At 38.4% G+C, this 19,230-nt stretch carries 16 protein-coding genes; 9 read left to right on the plus strand and 7 right to left on the minus strand.

Annotated features, from left to right (window positions below):
* The 4 genes from FJA49_RS18370 to FJA49_RS01740 form a co-directional block, all read left to right on the plus strand.
* A partial coding sequence (locus tag FJA49_RS18370; protein ID WP_158629430.1) for a hypothetical protein occupies positions 1-867 on the plus strand: 867 nt, incomplete at its 5' end.
* A gap of 74 nt (positions 868-941) precedes the next feature.
* Positions 942-2,036, plus strand: coding sequence for a phosphotransferase family protein (locus tag FJA49_RS01730; RefSeq protein WP_139998196.1), 1,095 nt, complete (start codon positions 942-944; stop codon positions 2,034-2,036).
* Complete coding sequence (locus tag FJA49_RS01735; RefSeq protein ID WP_139998198.1) at positions 2,029-2,973, plus strand: T3SS effector HopA1 family protein; 945 nt, start codon at positions 2,029-2,031, stop codon at positions 2,971-2,973. Before FJA49_RS01730 ends, FJA49_RS01735 begins: the two co-directional genes overlap by 8 nt.
* A gap of 11 nt (positions 2,974-2,984) precedes the next feature.
* Positions 2,985-4,211 (plus strand): lanthionine synthetase LanC family protein, encoded by a 1,227-nt coding sequence (locus tag FJA49_RS01740; RefSeq protein ID WP_139998200.1) that lies wholly within the window; start codon positions 2,985-2,987, stop codon positions 4,209-4,211.
* Positions 4,212-4,275: 64 nt separating this feature from the next.
* Here the strand turns inward: FJA49_RS01740 and FJA49_RS01745 are convergent, their stop codons facing one another.
* Entirely contained in the window at positions 4,276-5,739 is a 1,464-nt protein-coding gene (locus tag FJA49_RS01745; RefSeq protein WP_139998202.1) for an AAA family ATPase, read from the minus strand.
* 44 nt (positions 5,740-5,783) lie between these two features.
* Entirely contained in the window at positions 5,784-6,902 is a 1,119-nt protein-coding gene (locus tag FJA49_RS01750) for a vWA domain-containing protein (RefSeq protein ID WP_139998204.1), read from the minus strand.
* A 160-nt stretch (positions 6,903-7,062) separates the two neighbouring features.
* On the opposite strand from FJA49_RS01750, the gene FJA49_RS01755 reads away from it, so the two are divergent.
* Positions 7,063-7,635 carry a pentapeptide repeat-containing protein gene (locus tag FJA49_RS01755; RefSeq protein ID WP_139998206.1) on the plus strand — a complete coding sequence of 191 codons (573 nt, stop codon included), beginning with the start codon at positions 7,063-7,065 and terminating at the stop codon, positions 7,633-7,635.
* Here the strand turns inward: FJA49_RS01755 and miaE are convergent, their stop codons facing one another.
* The 5 genes from miaE to glyA form a co-directional block, all read right to left on the minus strand.
* Positions 7,636-8,223, minus strand: a complete 588-nt coding sequence (gene miaE / locus FJA49_RS01760; protein WP_199758347.1) for a tRNA-(ms[2]io[6]A)-hydroxylase — start codon at positions 8,221-8,223, stop codon at positions 7,636-7,638.
* Positions 8,224-8,513: 290 nt separating this feature from the next.
* Positions 8,514-10,676: a M56 family metallopeptidase gene (locus tag FJA49_RS01765; RefSeq protein WP_139998210.1), complete on the minus strand. Its 2,163-nt coding sequence runs from the start codon at positions 10,674-10,676 to the stop codon at positions 8,514-8,516.
* Between the two features lie 19 nt (positions 10,677-10,695).
* Positions 10,696-11,073, minus strand: a complete 378-nt coding sequence (locus tag FJA49_RS01770) for a BlaI/MecI/CopY family transcriptional regulator (RefSeq protein ID WP_139998212.1) — start codon at positions 11,071-11,073, stop codon at positions 10,696-10,698.
* Positions 11,074-11,080: 7 nt separating this feature from the next.
* On the minus strand, positions 11,081-12,457 hold the full coding sequence (locus FJA49_RS01775) for a serine hydrolase domain-containing protein (RefSeq protein ID WP_139998214.1): 1,377 nt from the start codon (positions 12,455-12,457) through the stop codon (positions 11,081-11,083).
* Between the two features lie 170 nt (positions 12,458-12,627).
* On the minus strand, positions 12,628-13,902 hold the full coding sequence (gene glyA, locus FJA49_RS01780) for a serine hydroxymethyltransferase (protein ID WP_139998216.1): 1,275 nt from the start codon (positions 13,900-13,902) through the stop codon (positions 12,628-12,630).
* 110 nt (positions 13,903-14,012) lie between these two features.
* Between glyA and fahA the strand changes: the two genes are divergently transcribed.
* The 4 genes from fahA (at position 14,013) to FJA49_RS01800 (ending at position 19,050) form a co-directional block, all read left to right on the plus strand.
* Positions 14,013-15,296: a fumarylacetoacetase gene (fahA, locus tag FJA49_RS01785; RefSeq protein WP_139998218.1), complete on the plus strand. Its 1,284-nt coding sequence runs from the start codon at positions 14,013-14,015 to the stop codon at positions 15,294-15,296.
* A gap of 113 nt (positions 15,297-15,409) precedes the next feature.
* Positions 15,410-16,591, plus strand: coding sequence for a hypothetical protein (locus tag FJA49_RS01790; protein ID WP_139998220.1), 1,182 nt, complete (start codon positions 15,410-15,412; stop codon positions 16,589-16,591).
* Between the two features lie 130 nt (positions 16,592-16,721).
* On the plus strand, positions 16,722-17,579 hold the full coding sequence (locus tag FJA49_RS01795; RefSeq protein WP_139998223.1) for a TolB family protein: 858 nt from the start codon (positions 16,722-16,724) through the stop codon (positions 17,577-17,579).
* A gap of 1 nt (position 17,580) precedes the next feature.
* Positions 17,581-19,050, plus strand: a complete 1,470-nt coding sequence (locus FJA49_RS01800; protein ID WP_139998225.1) for an N-acetylmuramoyl-L-alanine amidase — start codon at positions 17,581-17,583, stop codon at positions 19,048-19,050.
* The last annotated feature ends 180 nt before the right edge of the window (positions 19,051-19,230 follow it).

Raw genomic sequence — 19,230 nt, forward strand, 5'->3', positions numbered from 1 at the left:
CCAATATGTGCTGCACAACAAGAGGCTAAACTTGGTGCTGGATTCCCAACGATTCCGGTAACTCAGTGTTTTCCAATCCCAACAGTAAAGTGTATTCCAACCGTAACTTCATGTGTTACAGGAATATCTCCAATCTGTGCTGCACAACAGGAAGCAAACGTTGGAGCTGGATTCCCAACGATTCCAGTAACGCAATGCTTACCAATTCCTACTGTTCAATGTATTCCTACTGTAACTTCATGTATCACTGGTATATCACCAATATGTGCTGCACAACAGGAGGCTAAACTTGGAGCTGGTTTCCCAACGATTCCAGTAACTCAGTGTCTTCCAATCCCAACAGTAAAGTGTATTCCAACCGTAACTTCATGTGTTACAGGAATATCTCCAATCTGTGCTGCACAGCAGGAAGCTAACCAAGGAGCTGGATTCCCAACGATTCCGGTAACTCAGTGTCTTCCAATCCCAACAGTACAGTGTATTCCAACTGTAACTTCATGTGTTACAGGAATATCTCCAATCTGTAGAGCTCAGGAAGGACTTGTTGGCGCACCGGCTGCTGGAGCTCCTCCTACTATCGTTGTTTCACAGTGTTTGCCTACAATACCGCAATCCTGTTTGCCAACACTGCCAATTTCATGTTTTCCACAACCTACCATACCTATTTTATGTCCTCCGACACATGTAGGTCCTTGTAACACAAGTCCAATGGTATGTCATTTTGCCAACCAAGGTGGTAATGATGGACTAAAAGCAGCGGCAGTTCCTACATTGCCAGTAGACCAGTGTGTACCTAGCGTTGGTTGTATTCCAACAATATCTTGTATCCCTACAATTTCTTGTACCGGAATACCATTTATCTGCTAAGAATATTGCTTTTCTTCATAAGCCGCAAGAATAAATCTTGCGGCTTATTCTACTAAATTCTTAAAAAAACTCCTATGCAGCTAATTCCAGAAAACGTATACCACTACCTGCACAAAAGGCAGCTTATAGACGAAAAAACCGTAGTCAACGGCCATTTTATGGTACATCCTGTAAAAACCCGAAATACGATACTAAAAATAGTCATGGAACCACATAATTCCCTTTTTGTAAAGCAAACAGCGAATGATGCCGTGTCTAAAAGCCTTTTTTTACGTGAAATAAGTGCTTATGATTTATTCAACAATAGCCAGACATTTTCTGCTATTGCCCCTATTACCTCACGCTTATTAGACTATGATGATGAAAATAATGTGATGGTTTTTGAACTGTTACACAATGCAAAAAACCTGACCGAGTATTATATGCTCACTAAAAATTTCGACTTACATCTTGCCCGGGAGCAAGCTTCTATATTGGCTTTATGCCATATCCGACCTAAAACTGAAACAGATACCTCTCTGTTTCCAAAATTACTGCCATGGGTGTTGCAACTAGACCGCCATAATGCCGATGCTTTTTTTGCAAATAACGAGGCCAGTGCTTCTGCCATTCAACTGATTAAGGATAATCCGCTATTGCTAAATGCTTTGGCACAATTGGGTGCTACTTGGCAGTATACTCATCTTATCCACGGCGATATCAAATGGATTAATTTTTTGGCAATTGAAGATAAAAATGGAATCAGCCAAAGACTTATTGATTGGGAATTGGCTGATATCGGAGACCCGATGTGGGATGTTGCCGGACTCCTGCAGTCTTATGTGGCGACATGGCTTCTGGGATTTGACAACAACGATCCTTTTAGTAACCAACTGCCGGAACATATGAGATTTTATGATCTTAAAAATATGCAACCATCGGCACAAGCCTTTATCTATCAATATCTAAAAGAAAAGGCAATTTTGGAGTCAGACCACTCTGCTTTTTTTACACGATTGATGCAATTTACCGCTGCCAGAATCATTCAAACCAGCGTTGAAGGCATTACTTTCAATACCAAAATAGAAGCCAATAATATGCGTTGCATACAGCTTGCCTTCAATATCATGAAAGATCCTCTTGCTGCTTTAGAAGAATTGTTCGACATTAAACTCTATCAGTATGTTTAAAGATTCCGCCATTATAAAAGAGCTTACCCGGCTCATCAATCAACTACAGATTACCTCATCACATATTGTGTTCAGAGGCAGGCAATATGCTGTCACACCAGATACTTTACAGGAATCGCTCACCCGTATTTTGTATTCTGAATGTTATGCACTCAAAGAATCCTACCAATCTGGCTCTTACAACAAACCGGATTATTCAGTCGAAAACGACACTAATTTCATGAGATTGCTTTCTCAAAATAACCATAGCAAAGACAGGATTGAACAGGGCTGGCAGGTCAAGACCAATTATCCTGGCGGTTATGTTGAAGTCGTTAGGCAGTTAGAAAGCCACATCGTTCCGTTGAGTGCATTAAAAGAAACCAGCGGACAAAATGTTTCCGTATTTTTCCCGAAAGAGGACCAACATCGGCAACCAACCTTTTATTATGTTTTTGGAAACCAAAACCTCGATACTTCAAAAAATCTGTTGCGGGTGTATTGGAATATTACAAGCGAGGGTGCTCCCGTACTGATTGACAGTATTACTAAAAAGCTCAACCGTTACAACATTCCATTCCTTTTCAAATGTCTTAACCATCCTCAGCTTTATTTTAGGCGTGATGCTGCTGTCTTGTATATTGAAGACTCATTGCAGCACCTACTCGACCAATTGCTTCCGGAACTGTATGAAGATTTAAAAGAATACCTGGAAGAAGATGTGCCTCTTTTTAGCTACCGTTACCAAAAAGGTATGGGCTTGGCAGAAAATCCATCTTCGCAGGAAAGTTTTGGAATGAACCGGATGGCTACCGTTGCCGCCGCTCTTACAAATTCGGCGGCTAAAAAATGGGATACTGACCTATTGCTTCAGGAAATAGCAACGGCTTTTCAGCAAAAAGGAATCCATCCTGAAACTACTTTTTTAAATAAAGGAACAAAAAAAGCATTCAATTAAAAAGAACAATCATGGAAGCTATATCTAAAAACACCTTCTTGGAAACAGCATGGGAAATTGGTTGCCAACTGATGAAAAACAGCATTTGGCATGGCAATTCCTGCAATTGGCAAGGTTATTCTGTTGAATTCGTTGATGGTGCCTACCAACCTATTATGAGGACTTTTGGAGCCGACCTGTATTCCGGAACTTCAGGAATTGCGCTTTTTCTGACGGCGTTATATGCTGAAAGAAAAGACCCGATCCTGCTCAAAACGATAGAAGGAAGCATCGCCCAAATACAAAACAATATCGATTCGATACCTGATCTTGGCTTTTATGCGGGAAAACCCGGCATTGCCACTGCCCTAATCCACATTGGGAAAGAACTGGATCGGGAAGATTGGATTGAGTATGGAATCAGCCTGCTCGACAGTATTGTTCCTTCATCGTTGCAGTCTCATGAAGTTGATGTCATAAGCGGTGCAGCTGGAACAATTCCGGTGTTAATCGACGCTTATAAGGCTTTTCAAAGACAAGATTTGCTGGACAAAGCCGTCGTACTTGGACATTTGTTATGTGATATGGCTGTAAAAAATGAAACTGTATGGTCCTGGGCAACGGTTCCCTCTTCTAAAAACTTAACGGGATTTTCTCATGGATCATCCGGTGTTGCCCTGGCCTTACTACAATTGCATGAAATTACCGGAGAAGAAATTTTTCTAAAAGGTGCCGAAGGTGGTTTTAATTATGAAAGACAATCTTTTGATATTTCACAGCAAAACTGGCCTGATTTCAGGGATGGGGTTTCCACTACCACTGCAAAAGTCTGCGGACTGGCATGGTGCCACGGAGCTCCGGGTATTGCCTTATCTCGCCTAAAAGCAAATCAGGCAAAAGCCGATACTGCTTTTGTACAGGAAATGAATGTCGCTTTAAAAACGACAACTTCAAGCATTTATCACGCTCTTACAGATAATCTAAATACCACAAATTATTCTTTATGCCATGGAATCGCAGGCAATGCGGAAATATTGCTGGATTGCGGCGGAGTTGAATATCATCAATTAGCAGAAGCTGTAGGAACTGCCGGCATCCAGAAATATCAGGAAAACCGAATTTCATGGCCTACCGGCATCAACACCGGACAGTATACGCCAGGATTGATGATGGGAATTGCCGGAACGGGTTATTTCTATCTCAGGCTGTTTAATAAAAATAAACACAAGACTTTTCTGGTTCCTGGATTGCAAGATTAACAGCGGCAGCTCTTTTTTCCCCTAAGCTTTATGCAAAAAAGCCTCTCAAATGAGAGGCTTTTTTTTATAGTTTTCGGATATAGCTTCCGTAAAGGTCATTAAACTGATAGCCTTTGACAATTCTGTCTTTACTCAGCTTATTGTATTCGACTAATCCCCAAAGTACAAATTCTTTCATAAAATACATATCTTCAGGTGCTACATCAGGCTGATATTTGGCTATCAACGCTCTAAGCGGAATAATAGAATCCAGCTGCTGTTTGTATTCGGAATCTGTTGCTTCATCTAAAAGCTCAAACCCACTTTCGTTGAAAAACCAATCGATTGTGTCTTTATAAGGACTTTTTTCTTCTTGTTTTTCGAGCTTTTCTATTTTTGGAAAATACATCGAAAAGAACGTCTTTATGGCATCGCCAATCAGATGCTGGGCTACGACTCCTGCTCCTTCCTGTTCGCCTTCATAAACCAATTCTACTTTTCCGGTAATGGCAGGAATAATTCCCATAAAATCGGAAAGTCTTAAAACCGTTTTTTCAGCTCCTGTTTTTAAAGCTCTGCGTTCTGCCGTGCTCAAAAGGTTTTCAAATGCTGTAATACTCAATCGGGCACTCACACCACTCTTGGCATCAACATATTCACTTTCACGGGCTTCAAAACTAATCTGTTCCAACAAATCTTTTGCCAGTGAAGGAACATGAACCAAATTGCTTTGGCGGCTGTCAAGATTCGATTCCTGTTCTGTAATCGTTCTTGCAATTTCGATACTTTCCGGGTAATGCGTTAATATCTGAGAACCAATCCTATCTTTTAACGGCGTCACAATGCTTCCTCTGTTGGTATAATCTTCAGGATTAGCTGTAAATATAAATTGCATATCCAAAGCCAGGCGTACTTTAAATCCACGTATCTGTATGTCTCCTTCCTGCAATATGTTGAAAAGAGCCACCTGGATTCTTGCCTGAAGATCCGGCAATTCGTTGATGACAAAAATACAACGATTGGCTCTCGGTATCATCCCAAAATGGATAACCCTGTCATCAGCATACGATAGTTTTAGGTTGGCGGCTTTAATCGGGTCTACATCTCCTATCAGATCGGCAACCGTAACATCTGGTGTCGCCAGTTTTTCAAAAAAGCGTTCGTTTCTGTGTATCCATTCTATTGGCGTATTGTCCCCTTGTTCTTCAATGAGATTTTTGGCATATCTTGAAATAGGCTGTAACGGATCGTCATTGATTTCGGACCCAGCCACAATCGGCATCCATTCATCCAGTAAGTTGACCATCAAACGTGCCAGTCGGGTTTTGGCCTGGCCGCGAAGTCCTAGTAAGTTAATATTGTGACGAGAAAGTATGGCTCTTTCCAATTCGGGAATAACAGTGTCTTCATAGCCGTGTACGCCTTGAAAAACGGTTTCTCCTTTGCTAATCTTCTCCCGAAGGTTGTTACGTAATTCGTCTTTTATACTTTGGGATTGGTATCCTGATTTTTTTAGTTCCCCTAGGGTTTTTATAGTTTCTGCTTTCATTTTTATTCTTGCTCTTTTTATTAGGGATTCTTTTACTTCGTCTATTATTTTATTCTTTTTTTCCTGTTGGTTTCATAATCTTCAAAAATCATTTCACCTAAGCCTTTTAGTCCGGTATAAAACGCTTTTCCTTGATTGGCTTCCGTAAAATAATTTACAAATTGCTGCAGATATGGGTCGTTGGCAATCATAAAAGTTGTGATGGGAATATGCAATTTTCTGGCCTGTTGTGCCATAGCATAACATTTATCAACGATATAGTCGTCCAGGCCGTTACTGTTCATATAATACGATCCGTCTCGTTCACGTATGCAGCTTGGCTTTCCGTCTGTTATCATAAAAATCTGCTTGTTGGTATTTCGTTTCCTACGCAGTAAATCCATTGCCAGCTCTAATCCTGCCACGGTATTCGTATGGTATGGCCCCACTTTGAGATAAGGCAAATCTTTTATGGCAATTGGCCAGGCATCATTACCAAATACCAATATATCGAGCGTATCTTTCGGATATCGTGTTGTAATTAATTCAGCCAAAGCCATGGCTACTTTTTTAGCCGGCGTAATGCGGTCTTCTCCATACAAAATCATACTATGGCTGATGTCAATCATCAATACGGTACTCATCTGGGCCTTGAATTGGGCATCTTCTACCACAAGGTCATCTTCGGTCAGTTTAAAACTGTCGATACCATTATTGACCTGAGCGTTTTTCAAGCTTTCCGTTAAAGAAATTCGTTCCAGACTGTCACCAAAATGGAATTCCCTGAATTCTCCCGTATGTTCGTCTCCGTTTCCTGAATGTTTTGTTTTGTGGTTTCCTGAGCCGCTGCGTTTCAGATTTCCAAAAATCTGGTCAAGCGCTTGTTGGCGAATGGCTCTTTCTGTTTTTGATGTAATGGCTAGTCCTCCAGAACCGTCATCTTTTATTTCTTCCCGTATGTATCCTTTTTTCTTAAGATCTTCGATAAAATCATCAATAGTATAGCTTGAATCTGTCAGTTTGTATTCCTTATCCAATTCCCGAAGCCAATCAATAGCTTCGTCAAAATCGCCTGAAGTGTGCGTTATTAGTTCTTTGAAAATTTCGAAGAGTTTATCAAAAGGAGACAAATTAGGAGCTTCGTATTTTTTGAATAAGAAGCCTTTTCTTTTATTGGTTTCCATAGATGATAAAATTAATATTTAATCAGATGTGATGGTTTGGGCACGGTATTAATTTTTAGTTAAAATGAAGGCCCACTTCTATCGAATTGTTGACAAGTATTAATTATAATTTTTTGTCGCATTTGAAATTGAAATAGCTTTGCAATTCATCCAACGATTTATGACCGATTATATCCACGACAAGAATTACTCTAATGAAGTTTATACAGAAGATGCTTTCAATCTGAAAGAATTTGAGGTATGCCATTTTTCTGGCTGCGATTTTACACGTTGTAATTTTATCGGGGTCACTTTTACGGATTGTACTTTTACCAACTGTGATTTCAGTGGCGCCCGAATCAACCATGTCGCTTTTAGGGGAGTGAATTTTATCGATTGCCAGGTACTCGATGTCAATTTTTCGATGTGTGACAAGCTCATTTTTGAAATCCATTTCAAAGACTGTATTTTGGATTTTTGCAAATTCTATGACCTCATAATGAAAGGCACAACATTTAGTAATTGTAGTATGATTGCGCTCGATTTTATGAACACAGACCTGACCAATGTTTTGTTTGACCATTGCAATCTGCACAAAACCGTTTTTTCAAACACAACGGTCATTAAGGCTGATTTCACAACAAGCTATAATTTCTCTATCGATCCGGAAAAGAACAAAATCAAAAAAGCCAGCTTTTCATTAGCCGGCCTTAAAGGTTTATTACAAAAACACGAGTTGATAATCAAAGAATGATTAGCCGTGTATGGTTTCTTTTTTGCCATATTTTGCGATGACAGTGGCTTCAAATTCAAGCCATTCTTTCCAACGTTTTTCCACATCAATTCCCTGTCCATATTTTCGGGCATAAGAGATAAATGTAGTATAATGTGCAGCTTCGCTTTCCATCAGGTCACGATAAAATTTTGAAAGTTCTTCGTCATTAATATTTTCTGAAAGTACTTTAAAACGTTCACAGCTTCGGGCCTCGATCATGGCTGAAAAAAGCATTCTCTCTACAAATCCAGACACACGGCTTCCGGTATTGCTACGTTTCATATATTGCGCCAGCTCACCAACATATTCGTCTTTACGCTCACGCCCAAGCTTTAATCCACGCTTCTTGATGATTTCGTGCACCATTTCAAAATGCTCGACTTCTTCCTTTGCCAATGCCAACATATCCGTTACCAAATCCGGATATTCCGAATTGATCGTGATGATAGTAATAGCATTCGACGCTGCCTTTTGTTCACACCAGGCATGGTCCGTAAGTATTTCTTCAATATTGGTTTCTACAATGTTTACCCATCTTGGGTCGGTTGGCAATTTTAAGCGCAGCATTGACATAGCGAATAATTTAGGTTGCAAATTTAGGGATTTGTTTTGAACTGAGCGGCTAAGATGGTAAGTTACTGAGATGCTAAGGTACTAAGGTGCTGAGGCACTAAGGCAATTAGCAACCTAGAAACTCTTAAAAAAACCAAAAGGAATCCGAATAATCGGATTCCTTCGGGTTACTAAACTCAATAACAAATTTAATTTTTGACTTTGCCCGGTTTGTTTTCCGGGTAAGTCGTTTTGAAGATTTTGATTGATTTGATGATGATTGAAACTCTGCTGATGAGACAGTTTTACGATTTTCTGGGTTTAGTGCTATCGATAAGATCTTGATTTGCTATGTCATAATTGTAATAAATAGCGCTAGTATTTGGGTTTAAATACTTTGTGAGTTTATAATGTACATTTCCTGTGATTGTTTTTCCATTAAGGATGATATTTTCACGAGAAAGTTTATACGATAAGTTATCCCCACAGACAATGGCTTTTTCTTTTTTTAAAACCTGTATGATTTGGTTGTTTATGTCATTTGGAATATCAATACTACCCGTTTCTTTATCCCTTTTTATTTTATAAATTTTATAAAGACTGTCTTTATTAAACTTCATTTTCTGTAGTTCTTCCTGTTTTATCTTCTTGATTTCGAACATTTCTCCTCTTTTCAACACAAACTTAGCTTTCTGATCTGCCAACCACAATTCTCTTTTCCCTTTTAAAGCATCCATTTGGGCCCTTTTTTCCTGAATCATTTTGCCTTGCTCTGCTTTTTTATACACAATTAGATCTTTATTTTCCTTTACTTGTTTAAGTAGGGCTTCTTTTTGTGCTATCATATCAGCCTTTGTCTGATCGGTTATTACACAAATTCCTGATTTTTGTGCTTCTTCAAATGTCATAGGCCTTATGATTTCGTAGGTAGCACCAGTGGATTGCCTGTTTTTATCGGCTTCAACTCTGGCCTTATAAAATTCAATCTTGGCTTTTTCATGCTCTTTTTTAGCCTTCTCATGTTCTTTCCAAGCTTTTTTGTCTTCTTTCTTTGCTATTTCATACTCCTTTCTGGCTTTATCATGTTCTTTTATAGCTATTTCGTGTTCTTTTTGGGCCTTTTCATGCTCCTTCATCGCAATCTCATGTTCTTTTTGAGCCTTTTCAAATTCAACTTGGGCCTGTGAAGCTTCCGCTTCATATTGTTTGGCTTCATCCGGAGAAATCGTACCTTCCTGCTGGGCTTTCTGAGCTACAACTTTTGCAGCTTCAGCTTTTACCTTCGCCGTTTCGGCCTCAGCTTTTTCTATAGCAGCTGTTTTGTATGCATCATGCGCAGCGATTTCTGCTTGGATTTCGTCTTCCCTTAACAACTTATCTCTCGTTAAGTCTTTCAGATATACTATTTCAGCCTTACTTTCCTTTTCAGCAGTTTTTGCTGTTGTTGCCTTCGTATTGGAACAAGCCAAAGAAAAGGTAAGCATAACAATGATACAAAGTGACAGAAAAGTCTTTTCTACAGTATTCAGTGATTTATTATTGTCTTGTATGATGCGCTTTGCTCTTGTTAAAAGCTGATTTTTATTTTTTCCAAAACCAAGTGCCAGTTCATTCTGTTTCATATTGTATTCCTGAAAAGAAACCAAAGCGTGAACAAATTTGGATTTGCTTTGCGTAATAGTAACAGCAATATCATCGCAGCAGTTTTCTCTTTCATCTTTGATTAATGAAGATATCCAAAGGAAACCGGGATTAAAGAAGAACAGGATTTCAGCAAAACTTTGCACTAAATTGATGAAATAATCCCTGCGTTTGATATGTGCCAGTTCGTGTAATAATATTGCTTCAATTTGGTCTTGTGGAAGATTAGAAAGCAATCCAACCGGAATCAGTATAATTGGTTTGAAAAAACCTGTAACGGAAGGAACTTTGACCAATTGGGATTCTAACAGTACGATGTGCTTTTTGATGTTCAGTTTTTTGCTAAGATCTACTACTCTATTATTCCAGTATTCAGAAGCATTGTGAACTTTATAGTTTCGGATTCTGTAAACATTTGTCATGTTTCTAAATACTCCAAAACATTTTATAGCAAAAATCAGGAACCAAATTGCTGCAATTGTCGTTGCGTGCTCATTAAGATAAACTCTGATTTCTTGTAAATAATCAGGAGTGATTTCTGATGGACTTGCAATTACATCTTTTAATTCTAAAACCGTTGTGCCAGCTATTGTTCTGTCTGAAACTAGTGCTGTTTCCTGTTGGTATTCATAATTAAACGTAAATCCTACTGCTACCATAAACATCAAGAACAATCCGGAAAGTATATTATAACGAACTATCGCTTTGGATTTTCTTGTAAACACTATAACCAATCCGGCAAAAATTGCCAGAATCAATCCTTGCCACACTGAATGAATCAGTGTCCAGGAGATTGCCTTCAATATGTTTTCATTGGGCATAATCATGGTCTAAATTTTTTAAGTTCTACTTTTTGTTGTCTAACTGATCCAGAAGGTTTCGAATTTCTTCGATTTCTTCTTTGGTTGTGTTTTTATTTCCTAACAGCTGCATCACCAAGCTGCTGCTGGATCCATTGTATAGTGCATCGACAAATTTTTCCAAAAGAAATCCTTTTGTTTTCTTTTCTTCTATTGCCGGGCTGTACACGTGCTTCATCTGGGTCTTATCGCTAACAAGCATTCCTTTTTCGGTCATAATCTGCATCAATTTTAAGGTTGATGTATATTGAACGGCTCTTTTTTGCTCATTAAGCTGGTCGTTTACAAATCGTACTGTCGAAGGACCAAACTGCCATAGGACTTGTAAAATTTCTAGTTCTGATTTTGTGGGTTCTGACTGCATATCCTATCTATTTAATTTTTACGGCCTCAGATCGTATTGAGAGCTCTGGTTGTGTTACAATATATTTGGAAATCGTATTATTTTCTGCTACAAATTCGTAGTAAACCTCAGGCTGGAAACCGGCAACCAGAAACTTATTTTCTGAAATCGGAATCAATTCCAATTTGTTTTCAGGATCAAGCCTAGTGTACAGTTTTCCTTTTTCAAAAACCAATTCCCGTTCATTTCCTTTCTCGCTTTTATACGTTCCTGCCATTTCTTCCATCTTCTTCTTATCTGCTTTATAAAGAGTACCGAAAAGTATGTTTTTGACCTCCATTTGAGGAATTGTTGTTTTTTCGGAAGATTCGTTCTGTAGCATTATTATAGTGTAGCCTTTATCCAGATAACGGGCTATATAAGTCACATAACCCGACCAGCCTCCGCTATGCGATACTACTTTTCCGTACACATCACTTGACGATATTCCCCATCCAAAACCATAACGAGTTGCTTTGCCGCTTTGGGTTGGATAAGAACTAAAAATCAATTCTTTGTCCTGCTTATTAACCAATTTATCAGTGTATAATGCCTGATCCCATAATAAAAGATCGGTTGTAGTCGAATTTACCATACCATCACCAACGATTCCATCAAGATAGATTGAATAATAATCCTTGCTGATTTCATCTGGCGTGACAAACCCTTTAACAAGGTCAGAATAAATATATCCTTTGGTGGCATCCTTAATTTTCTCAGGCTTGAACCATCTTCGGTAGATTCTGGTATCATTCATTTTTAAAGGCTTGAAGATATTTTCCTGTAAATAATCCCCATAGCTTTTCCCGGAAGCCTTTTCAATAATGCTGGCTAGTATGGCATAACCGGTATTGCTGTATTCATGCTTTTCGCCCGGTTTAAACAAAACTGGCGGTTTCTTTTTTACAAACAGATCAATAATCGTCTGGTTTGTTGCAAAACCTTCGTGATTTTCTTCCTGCCCCATAAGTTCCATATAATCTGGAAGTCCTCCTGTATGTACCAGAAGGTTTTTAATTGTAATGTCATTATACATCGACAATTCCGGCAAAAATTTGGTGATTGGGTCATCATACGAAAGTTTCCCTTGTTTTTGCAGCAGTACGATTCCCATTGCAGTAAATTGTTTGGAAACAGAAGCCAGTTCAAAAACCGATTTACTCGTCAGTTTTTCCTTTGCCTTGATATCGGAATAACCGAACGATTTCTGATAAATGACTTTGCCCTTCTCTGCAATTAGGACATTACCATTAAAAGTGCCATCCTTTGCAGCAGACTGGAACAGGCTATCCAACTTTTCAGTTTTGGTCTGTGCTACAGCAGCCTGCAAAAAAAAGATAGCTGAGATTGTGATTAGTTTTACCATTTGATTGATGATGATAGTTATTAAATAAACAATAATTTATTTTGATTAAACCAAAGGTAGGAAATTTTTCGTACGAAATAATTATTAGCTCATTTTTTTTCAAAAAAAATTTTGATCAATAAAAAAGCCCATACAAAATGTATGGGCTTAACTCTATTTTCAACAGATGATTAATAGACAAAAATTGGTCTTTCGCTCATCATTTCGTTTACTTCATCAGCTATTTGCTCTAGAAGCTCTTCGTTTGTATGGTCTTGGATAACTCTGTCCATCAAATCAACAATAGTTTCCATATCTGCCTCTACCAAACCTCTGGTTGTGATTGCTGCAGTTCCAACACGGATACCTGAAGTTACAAATGGAGACTTGTCATCAAACGGAACCATGTTTTTGTTTACAGTGATTTCAGCTTTTACCAATGCGTTTTCTGCTTCTTTACCTGAAATATTTTTATTTCTAAGGTCAATTAGCATCATGTGGTTGTCTGTACCTCCAGAAATTATGTTATAACCTCTTTTTACAAAAGCTGCTGCCATTGCTTTGGCATTCTTCTGTAGTTGTCTTGCATAAGCAAAAAACTCGTCAGATAAAGCTTCTCCAAAAGCTACTGCTTTAGCCGCAATGATATGCTCCAACGGTCCACCTTGGTTTCCAGGGAAAACAGCAGCATCCAATAAAGATGACATCATTCTGATTTCGCCTTTTGGTGTTTTGATACCGAATGGGTTTTCAAAATCTTTCCCCATCATGATCATACCACCACGTGGTCCTCTTAATGTTTTATGTGTAGTTGTGGTTACAATATGGCAATGCGGAATTGGGTCGTTCATCAATCCTTTGGCAATCAGACCCGCAGGGTGTGAAATATCAGCCAACAATATAGCACCAACACTATCAGCGATTTCTCTAAAACGAGCAAAATCCATATCACGGGAATAAGCCGAAGCACCTGCAATAATCAATTTTGGTTGTTCTTTAGTAGCAACTTCCTGAATTTTATCGTAGTTCAGCAATCCTGTTTCCTGGTCTACTCCGTAAAATACAGGATTGTATAATCTTCCTGAGAAATTTACGGGAGAACCGTGTGTTAAGTGTCCACCATGAGAAAGGTCAAAACCAAGAATCTTATCTCCAGGCTTTAAGCAAGCATGGTAAACTGATGCATTAGCCTGTGACCCGGAATGCGGCTGTACGTTGGCATATTCTGCACCAAACAAAGCTTTTGCTCTGTCAATAGCAATTTGCTCAATTACGTCTACTACTTCACAGCCACCATAGTATCTTTTACCAGGATAGCCTTCTGCATATTTATTAGTTAGTATTGAACCTGCTGCTTCAAGCACTTGGTCACTCACAAAGTTCTCTGAAGCAATCAGTTCCAATCCGTGGATTTGTCTGTCTTGTTCTTCTAATATTAAGTCAAAAATTTGTTCGTCGCGTAGCATTTGATAATTTTTTGTTAATTTGAGGACAAAAATACAAAAAGCGTTTGTTAAAATGCCATATAACGATATATTTGATACTTCATTTATAAACAAATAAACTAACAATAATAATGCCTATAACAGCAAACGACCCTAATAGGAAATCATGGCTAGATGTACCAAACGACAGCGATTTTCCTATACAGAATATACCTTTTGGAGTTTTCCTTACCAAAGATGATGTAGTCACAATCGGAACAAGGATTGGAGACTATGCCATTGACCTTGGTGCTTTGCAACAACTGAACTATTTTGAAGGAATTGACCTGACTGATGATATGTTCATGCAAGACACCCTGAACGACTTTATCTCAGATGGTAAAAAAACCTGGAGATTAGTCCGAAACAGGATTGCCGATATTTTTGACGCTACTAATTCTGAACTAAGAGATAACGAAAAACACAGAGAAACTGTCATTTTTAAGATTGAAGATGTTGAAATGCAACTGCCTGTATTAATTGGTGATTATACTGATTTCTACTCCAGCAAAGAGCATGCAACTAACGTTGGAACCATGTTCCGCGATCCTGCAAATGCCTTGTTCCCTAACTGGCTTCACATTCCTATAGGCTACCATGGACGAAGCTCAACTATTGTTCCCTCCGGAATTCCTGTACACAGGCCAATGGGACAGACTTTGCCTAATGGCGAAACGACTCCAGTATTTGGACCATCAAGATTGGTTGATTTTGAATTAGAAACCGCTTTCATTACGACTGATGCTAATATCATGGGAGAAAACATTCCGGTACATGAAGCAGAAGATTATATTTTTGGAATGGTTCTTTTGAATGACTGGAGCGCCAGAGACATTCAGAAATGGGAATATGTGCCACTAGGGCCATTTTTAGCAAAGAACTTTGCTTCTTCTATTTCACCTTGGATCGTAACTATGGATGCTTTAGAACCATTCAGAACAAAAGGCCCAATTCAAGAACCAATGCCATTGCCTTATCTTCAGGAAAAAGGCAAAAAAACTTTTGATATCAACCTGGAAGTTTCCATACAACCGGAAAATGCCGAAGCAACAGTTATTTCAAAATCCAACTTCAAGTACATGTATTGGAGCATGAGCCAGCAATTGGCACACCATACTTCTAACGGTTGCCGTGTTAATTCAGGTGACATGATGGGTTCAGGAACTATTTCCGGTCCTACTCCTGACAGCTACGGATCGATGTTGGAATTGACTTGGGGTGGTAAAAATCCAATAACAATGAGTGACGGCACAGAGCGTAAGTTCATTAACGACGGTGATACCGTAATCATGAAAGGCTATTGTGAAAAAGACAGCACACGAATTGGATTTGGAGAAGTTTCCAGCAAATTGCTACCTCCTTTTTTCAGAAAATAATAGATCTCCATATTTTACAAAAGCTCCGGTATTCCGGGGCTTTTTTGTTTTGATAACCAAAGCAGAAAACACTTTAAAAAAAGATATATCTTTGCCTAAAATTTTTAACATTTATGAAGAAGATTACTATCCTGTTTCTAGTTTTTGCTTTAGCATCTTGTGGCGTAAAACAAACTACCAATATGCTAACCAGCGGTGATTATGACGGAGCTATTGATAATGCCGTAAACAGCCTTCGTTCTAACAAAGACAAAAAAGGAAAACAGGATTATATCTACTTGCTTGAAGAAGCCTTTGCAAAAGCAAAAGAACGTGACTTGCGTGATGTTCAGTTTTTAGCAAAAGACGCCAATCCAAGAAACCTGGAGCGTATCTACACTACCTATGTCCAGTTAAACAATCGTCAGGAAAAAATACGCCCGCTTTTGCCTTTACGTTTGATGAAGGAAAACAGAAACGCTATCTTTCCGTTTGACGATTACACAGACCAAATCGTCAGTAGCAAAAATGCGCTTTCAAAATACCTTTACGATAACGCCAAAGCCTTACTATTGACAAAAGACAAGATGACAAGCCGTCGTGCCTATGATGATCTTCTTTATCTTGACCAAATCAATCCTGGTTTTAAAGATGTTCGAAAACTTATGGACGAAGCTCAGCTTAAGGGAACTGATTTCGTAAATGTCTACATGAGAAATGAAACCAATATGGTCATCCCGATACGCCTTCAAAATGACCTTTTAGATTTCAGCACCAACGGATTGAACGATAAATGGACAGTGTATCATAGCAACAAGCAAAAGAGTGTCAATTATGATTTTGAGATTGTCGTGAACTTCCGTCAAATCAACATCTCTCCAGAACAGGTAAAAGAAAAACAATTCATTAAAGAAAAGCAGATAAAAGACGGTGTGAAAAACCTAACGGATTCACGCGGTAATGTAGTCAAAGACAGTTTGGGTAATGTGATTAAGGTTGATAAATTCAAAACAATTAAAGTTGATATTTATGAATTTACGCAATTCAAAGCTGCTCAAGTAACTGCCAAAGTTGACTATATTGATTATAAGTCTGGGCAATTATTACAGACTTTCCCACTGACTAGTGAATTTATTTTTGAAAACATTTACTCTACTTACCGAGGTGACAGAAGAGCTGCAGATGATTCGTATTATACTTATTTCAACCAAAAAGCAGTTCCTTTTCCATCCAACGAACAGATGATTTATGACACTGGTGAAGACTTGAAAGTAAAACTGAAGAATATTATTTCCCGAAACAGCATCAGGAGATAATTCTTAAAAAACAACTGTAAACACAAGGTTTCGCACCTCACAACAAATTAAATTACAATAAATTAACATAATTAGTATTTATTTATAAGATTTTATAGGTTAAATTTATCACAACCTAAATTTATCAATTATGAATAAAACTACTATGCTATGCTCATTCCTTATGGGCTTATCGGTGTATGCGCAAAAAGTCGAAGATTTTGAACGCATTGAGGTAGACGGTTTTTACACCAATCCTCTTTTCTCTCCAACAGGAGAATTTGTCCTTTTAACCGGAGAACATCTTAAAGGTGTTTATCTTCTGGAAATGAAAACCAATACTGTAAAGCCTATTTCAGACAAACCGGGTAGCGGTTATGCTTATGTTTGGGACAAGTCGGGTGATTCTTTCTATTTTAAAGAAAAATCCGATAAGGAATATTTCTCAAATGCTAAGGTCATTAACTTTAATGTCCGTGACAACTATTCCAAAAAGGTAGAAAACATTGATCCTAATTATCTGCCATCTTACAGAGGTGTTTCAAAAAAAGGAGACAAACAAGTTGTCGTGTATACTAACCTGGCTAATTTAAAAATAGAAGCCAAAGACCTGTCTACTTCAAGACAGTGGGTTGTAACCAATGATGAAGGCCAATTCTACAATGCCATGCTTTCTAATGATGGCAAAAAAGTAGCCGTACATAACGGAGCCGATATCTATATTTATGATATTGACGGAAAAACCAAAGGCAGAAAAATCGGAACAGGAATTGCCACCGCCTGGTCTGATGACGACTCCTATCTTATCGGGTTTTTAGACGAAAGCGAAAACGGGCATACCGTTAGCAATTCAGAATTGTATCTTTTTGATGTCGAGAAAGGCAAAACCAAAAAGATTACAAATACTGAAGTGATTTTTGAAATGTTTCCGACCATTCACAAGGACAAAGTCATTTTCTCAGATGACAAGACCGGAAGACTCTTTATCGCAACTCTAAAAATGAATTAAGATGAAAAAAATAGCCTTTATATTTGGTTTATTACTATGCTCTTTAGGAATAAACGCACAGATAGTTGTACTGGATGCGGGTCATGGTTATGGAACCAGCACAAGTGACAATCCTGACGGAAGAACGGCCACAGAAATAGAAACAGCTCTTGCTGTTGCCCAAAAAACAAAAGCCCTGATCGATAACAGCTGTACATGGACCGTACATCTTACAAGAACAACTAACGTAAACGGATGGATTTCTGTCAATCAGAGAGCTACAATGTCTAATAACTGGAATGCTGACCGTCTTTTGAGTATTCACTGTAATGCAGGCGGAGGAACCGGAACAGAGACTTTCTATTGTACAGCCGATGATACCAATACGGCACCTGATATTGCTTTTGCACAGAAAATTCAGGCCGATATGGTCACACACGGTTCCTGGACTAACAGACGTTGTGTGGAAGACAACAGCTTTTTAGCTTACCATTTGGGAGTTCTAAGATATTCTTCTGCGACTGCCTGTTTGAATGAAATCGGTTTTGTCGATACTACTTCAGATGCTGCAAAACTAAACAGCAATACCTGGAGAGACAGTTTCGCTCTTGCCTATTTTAACGCTTTCAAATCCAACCTAAACCTTACTTGTACTGCTGTAGCCGCTCCGGGAACTTTCTCGCTAACACTTACGCCAGAATGTAGCGGAACTGCTACTCAAAACCGTTTAAACTGGACAGCTTCAAGCAATGCGACTGGATATGATATTTACAGAAACGGTGCATTATATGCCAGCAATATTACTGGAACACAGTACATCAACACGCTTGTAACCGGCGGAACTACTTATACCTATTATGTTATTGCTAAAAATGCTTCTGGAACAAGAACCAACTCTAACGGAACACTTTCAGCTGCTACTCTGGTATGTAATGCAACACCGGGAAGTTTCACTATGTCTGCAACAGCAACTTGCAGTGGATCACAAAGCGCTATCAACGTTACCTGGACGACTTCTAGCAACGCTACTTCTTATGATATTTACAGAAACGGAAATCTATATGCTCCAGATGTTACAGGAAATGCATTCCTAAATACGTATCTGATTACTGCCGGAACTAGCTATTCTTACTATATCAAGGCAAAAAATGCCAACGGTTCTATCAACAATTCTAACGGAACATTGAGCCGAACTGCTATAAGTTGTTCAGCCAGAGCTGCAAGTCCTATAGAAAAATCTGCTGTATTAGACGTGAAAATCTATCCAAATCCAAACAACGGACAGTTTACAATTACCGTTGATAAAGCTTCTGCGAGCGATGTTCATTATTCGATATATGATATTACAGGCAAAGTAATAGAATCGAAAAACATTGAAAGTGATGGTCGTTTGGAAACTGCTGTCGATATTTCAAGACTTCCATCCGGAACTTACATTATCAACGTAACGACAGACAATCAAGAATTTACTAAAAAGATTATCAAAAACTAATAATTCTTTTTAATCCAAAATAGAAATCTGGAGTCCAAAAGACTCCAGATTTTTTTGTTACATTTATACAACATTTTGTTAAAAACTATCAATACTAAAAATTATTATATTTTTTGTGTACATTTGCACCGATGAATAATTACAAGTTACATACAACTTCTATCCTACGGACATTTCCTG

The sequence above is a fragment of the Flavobacterium microcysteis genome, assembly GCF_006385255.1.
In the GTDB taxonomy this organism is placed as follows: domain Bacteria; phylum Bacteroidota; class Bacteroidia; order Flavobacteriales; family Flavobacteriaceae; genus Flavobacterium; species Flavobacterium microcysteis.

Excerpts from the sequence above, each read along its gene's own strand:
- FJA49_RS01730 (WP_139998196.1), top strand. The coding sequence starts at position 942 with ATGCAGCTAATTCCAGAAAACGTATACCACTACCTGCACAAAAGGCAG.
- FJA49_RS01735 (WP_139998198.1), top strand. The coding sequence starts at position 2,029 with ATGTTTAAAGATTCCGCCATTATAAAAGAGCTTACCCGGCTCATCAAT.
- FJA49_RS01740 (WP_139998200.1), top strand. The coding sequence starts at position 2,985 with ATGGAAGCTATATCTAAAAACACCTTCTTGGAAACAGCATGGGAAATT.
- FJA49_RS01745 (WP_139998202.1), bottom strand. The coding sequence starts at position 5,739 with ATGAAAGCAGAAACTATAAAAACCCTAGGGGAACTAAAAAAATCAGGA.
- FJA49_RS01750 (WP_139998204.1), bottom strand. The coding sequence starts at position 6,902 with ATGGAAACCAATAAAAGAAAAGGCTTCTTATTCAAAAAATACGAAGCT.
- FJA49_RS01755 (WP_139998206.1), top strand. The coding sequence starts at position 7,063 with ATGACCGATTATATCCACGACAAGAATTACTCTAATGAAGTTTATACA.
- miaE (WP_199758347.1), bottom strand. The coding sequence starts at position 8,223 with ATGCTGCGCTTAAAATTGCCAACCGACCCAAGATGGGTAAACATTGTA.
- FJA49_RS01765 (WP_139998210.1), bottom strand. The coding sequence starts at position 10,676 with ATGATTATGCCCAATGAAAACATATTGAAGGCAATCTCCTGGACACTG.
- FJA49_RS01770 (WP_139998212.1), bottom strand. The coding sequence starts at position 11,073 with ATGCAGTCAGAACCCACAAAATCAGAACTAGAAATTTTACAAGTCCTA.
- FJA49_RS01775 (WP_139998214.1), bottom strand. The coding sequence starts at position 12,457 with ATGGTAAAACTAATCACAATCTCAGCTATCTTTTTTTTGCAGGCTGCT.
- glyA (WP_139998216.1), bottom strand. The coding sequence starts at position 13,902 with ATGCTACGCGACGAACAAATTTTTGACTTAATATTAGAAGAACAAGAC.
- fahA (WP_139998218.1), top strand. The coding sequence starts at position 14,013 with ATGCCTATAACAGCAAACGACCCTAATAGGAAATCATGGCTAGATGTA.
- FJA49_RS01790 (WP_139998220.1), top strand. The coding sequence starts at position 15,410 with ATGAAGAAGATTACTATCCTGTTTCTAGTTTTTGCTTTAGCATCTTGT.
- FJA49_RS01795 (WP_139998223.1), top strand. The coding sequence starts at position 16,722 with ATGAATAAAACTACTATGCTATGCTCATTCCTTATGGGCTTATCGGTG.
- FJA49_RS01800 (WP_139998225.1), top strand. The coding sequence starts at position 17,581 with ATGAAAAAAATAGCCTTTATATTTGGTTTATTACTATGCTCTTTAGGA.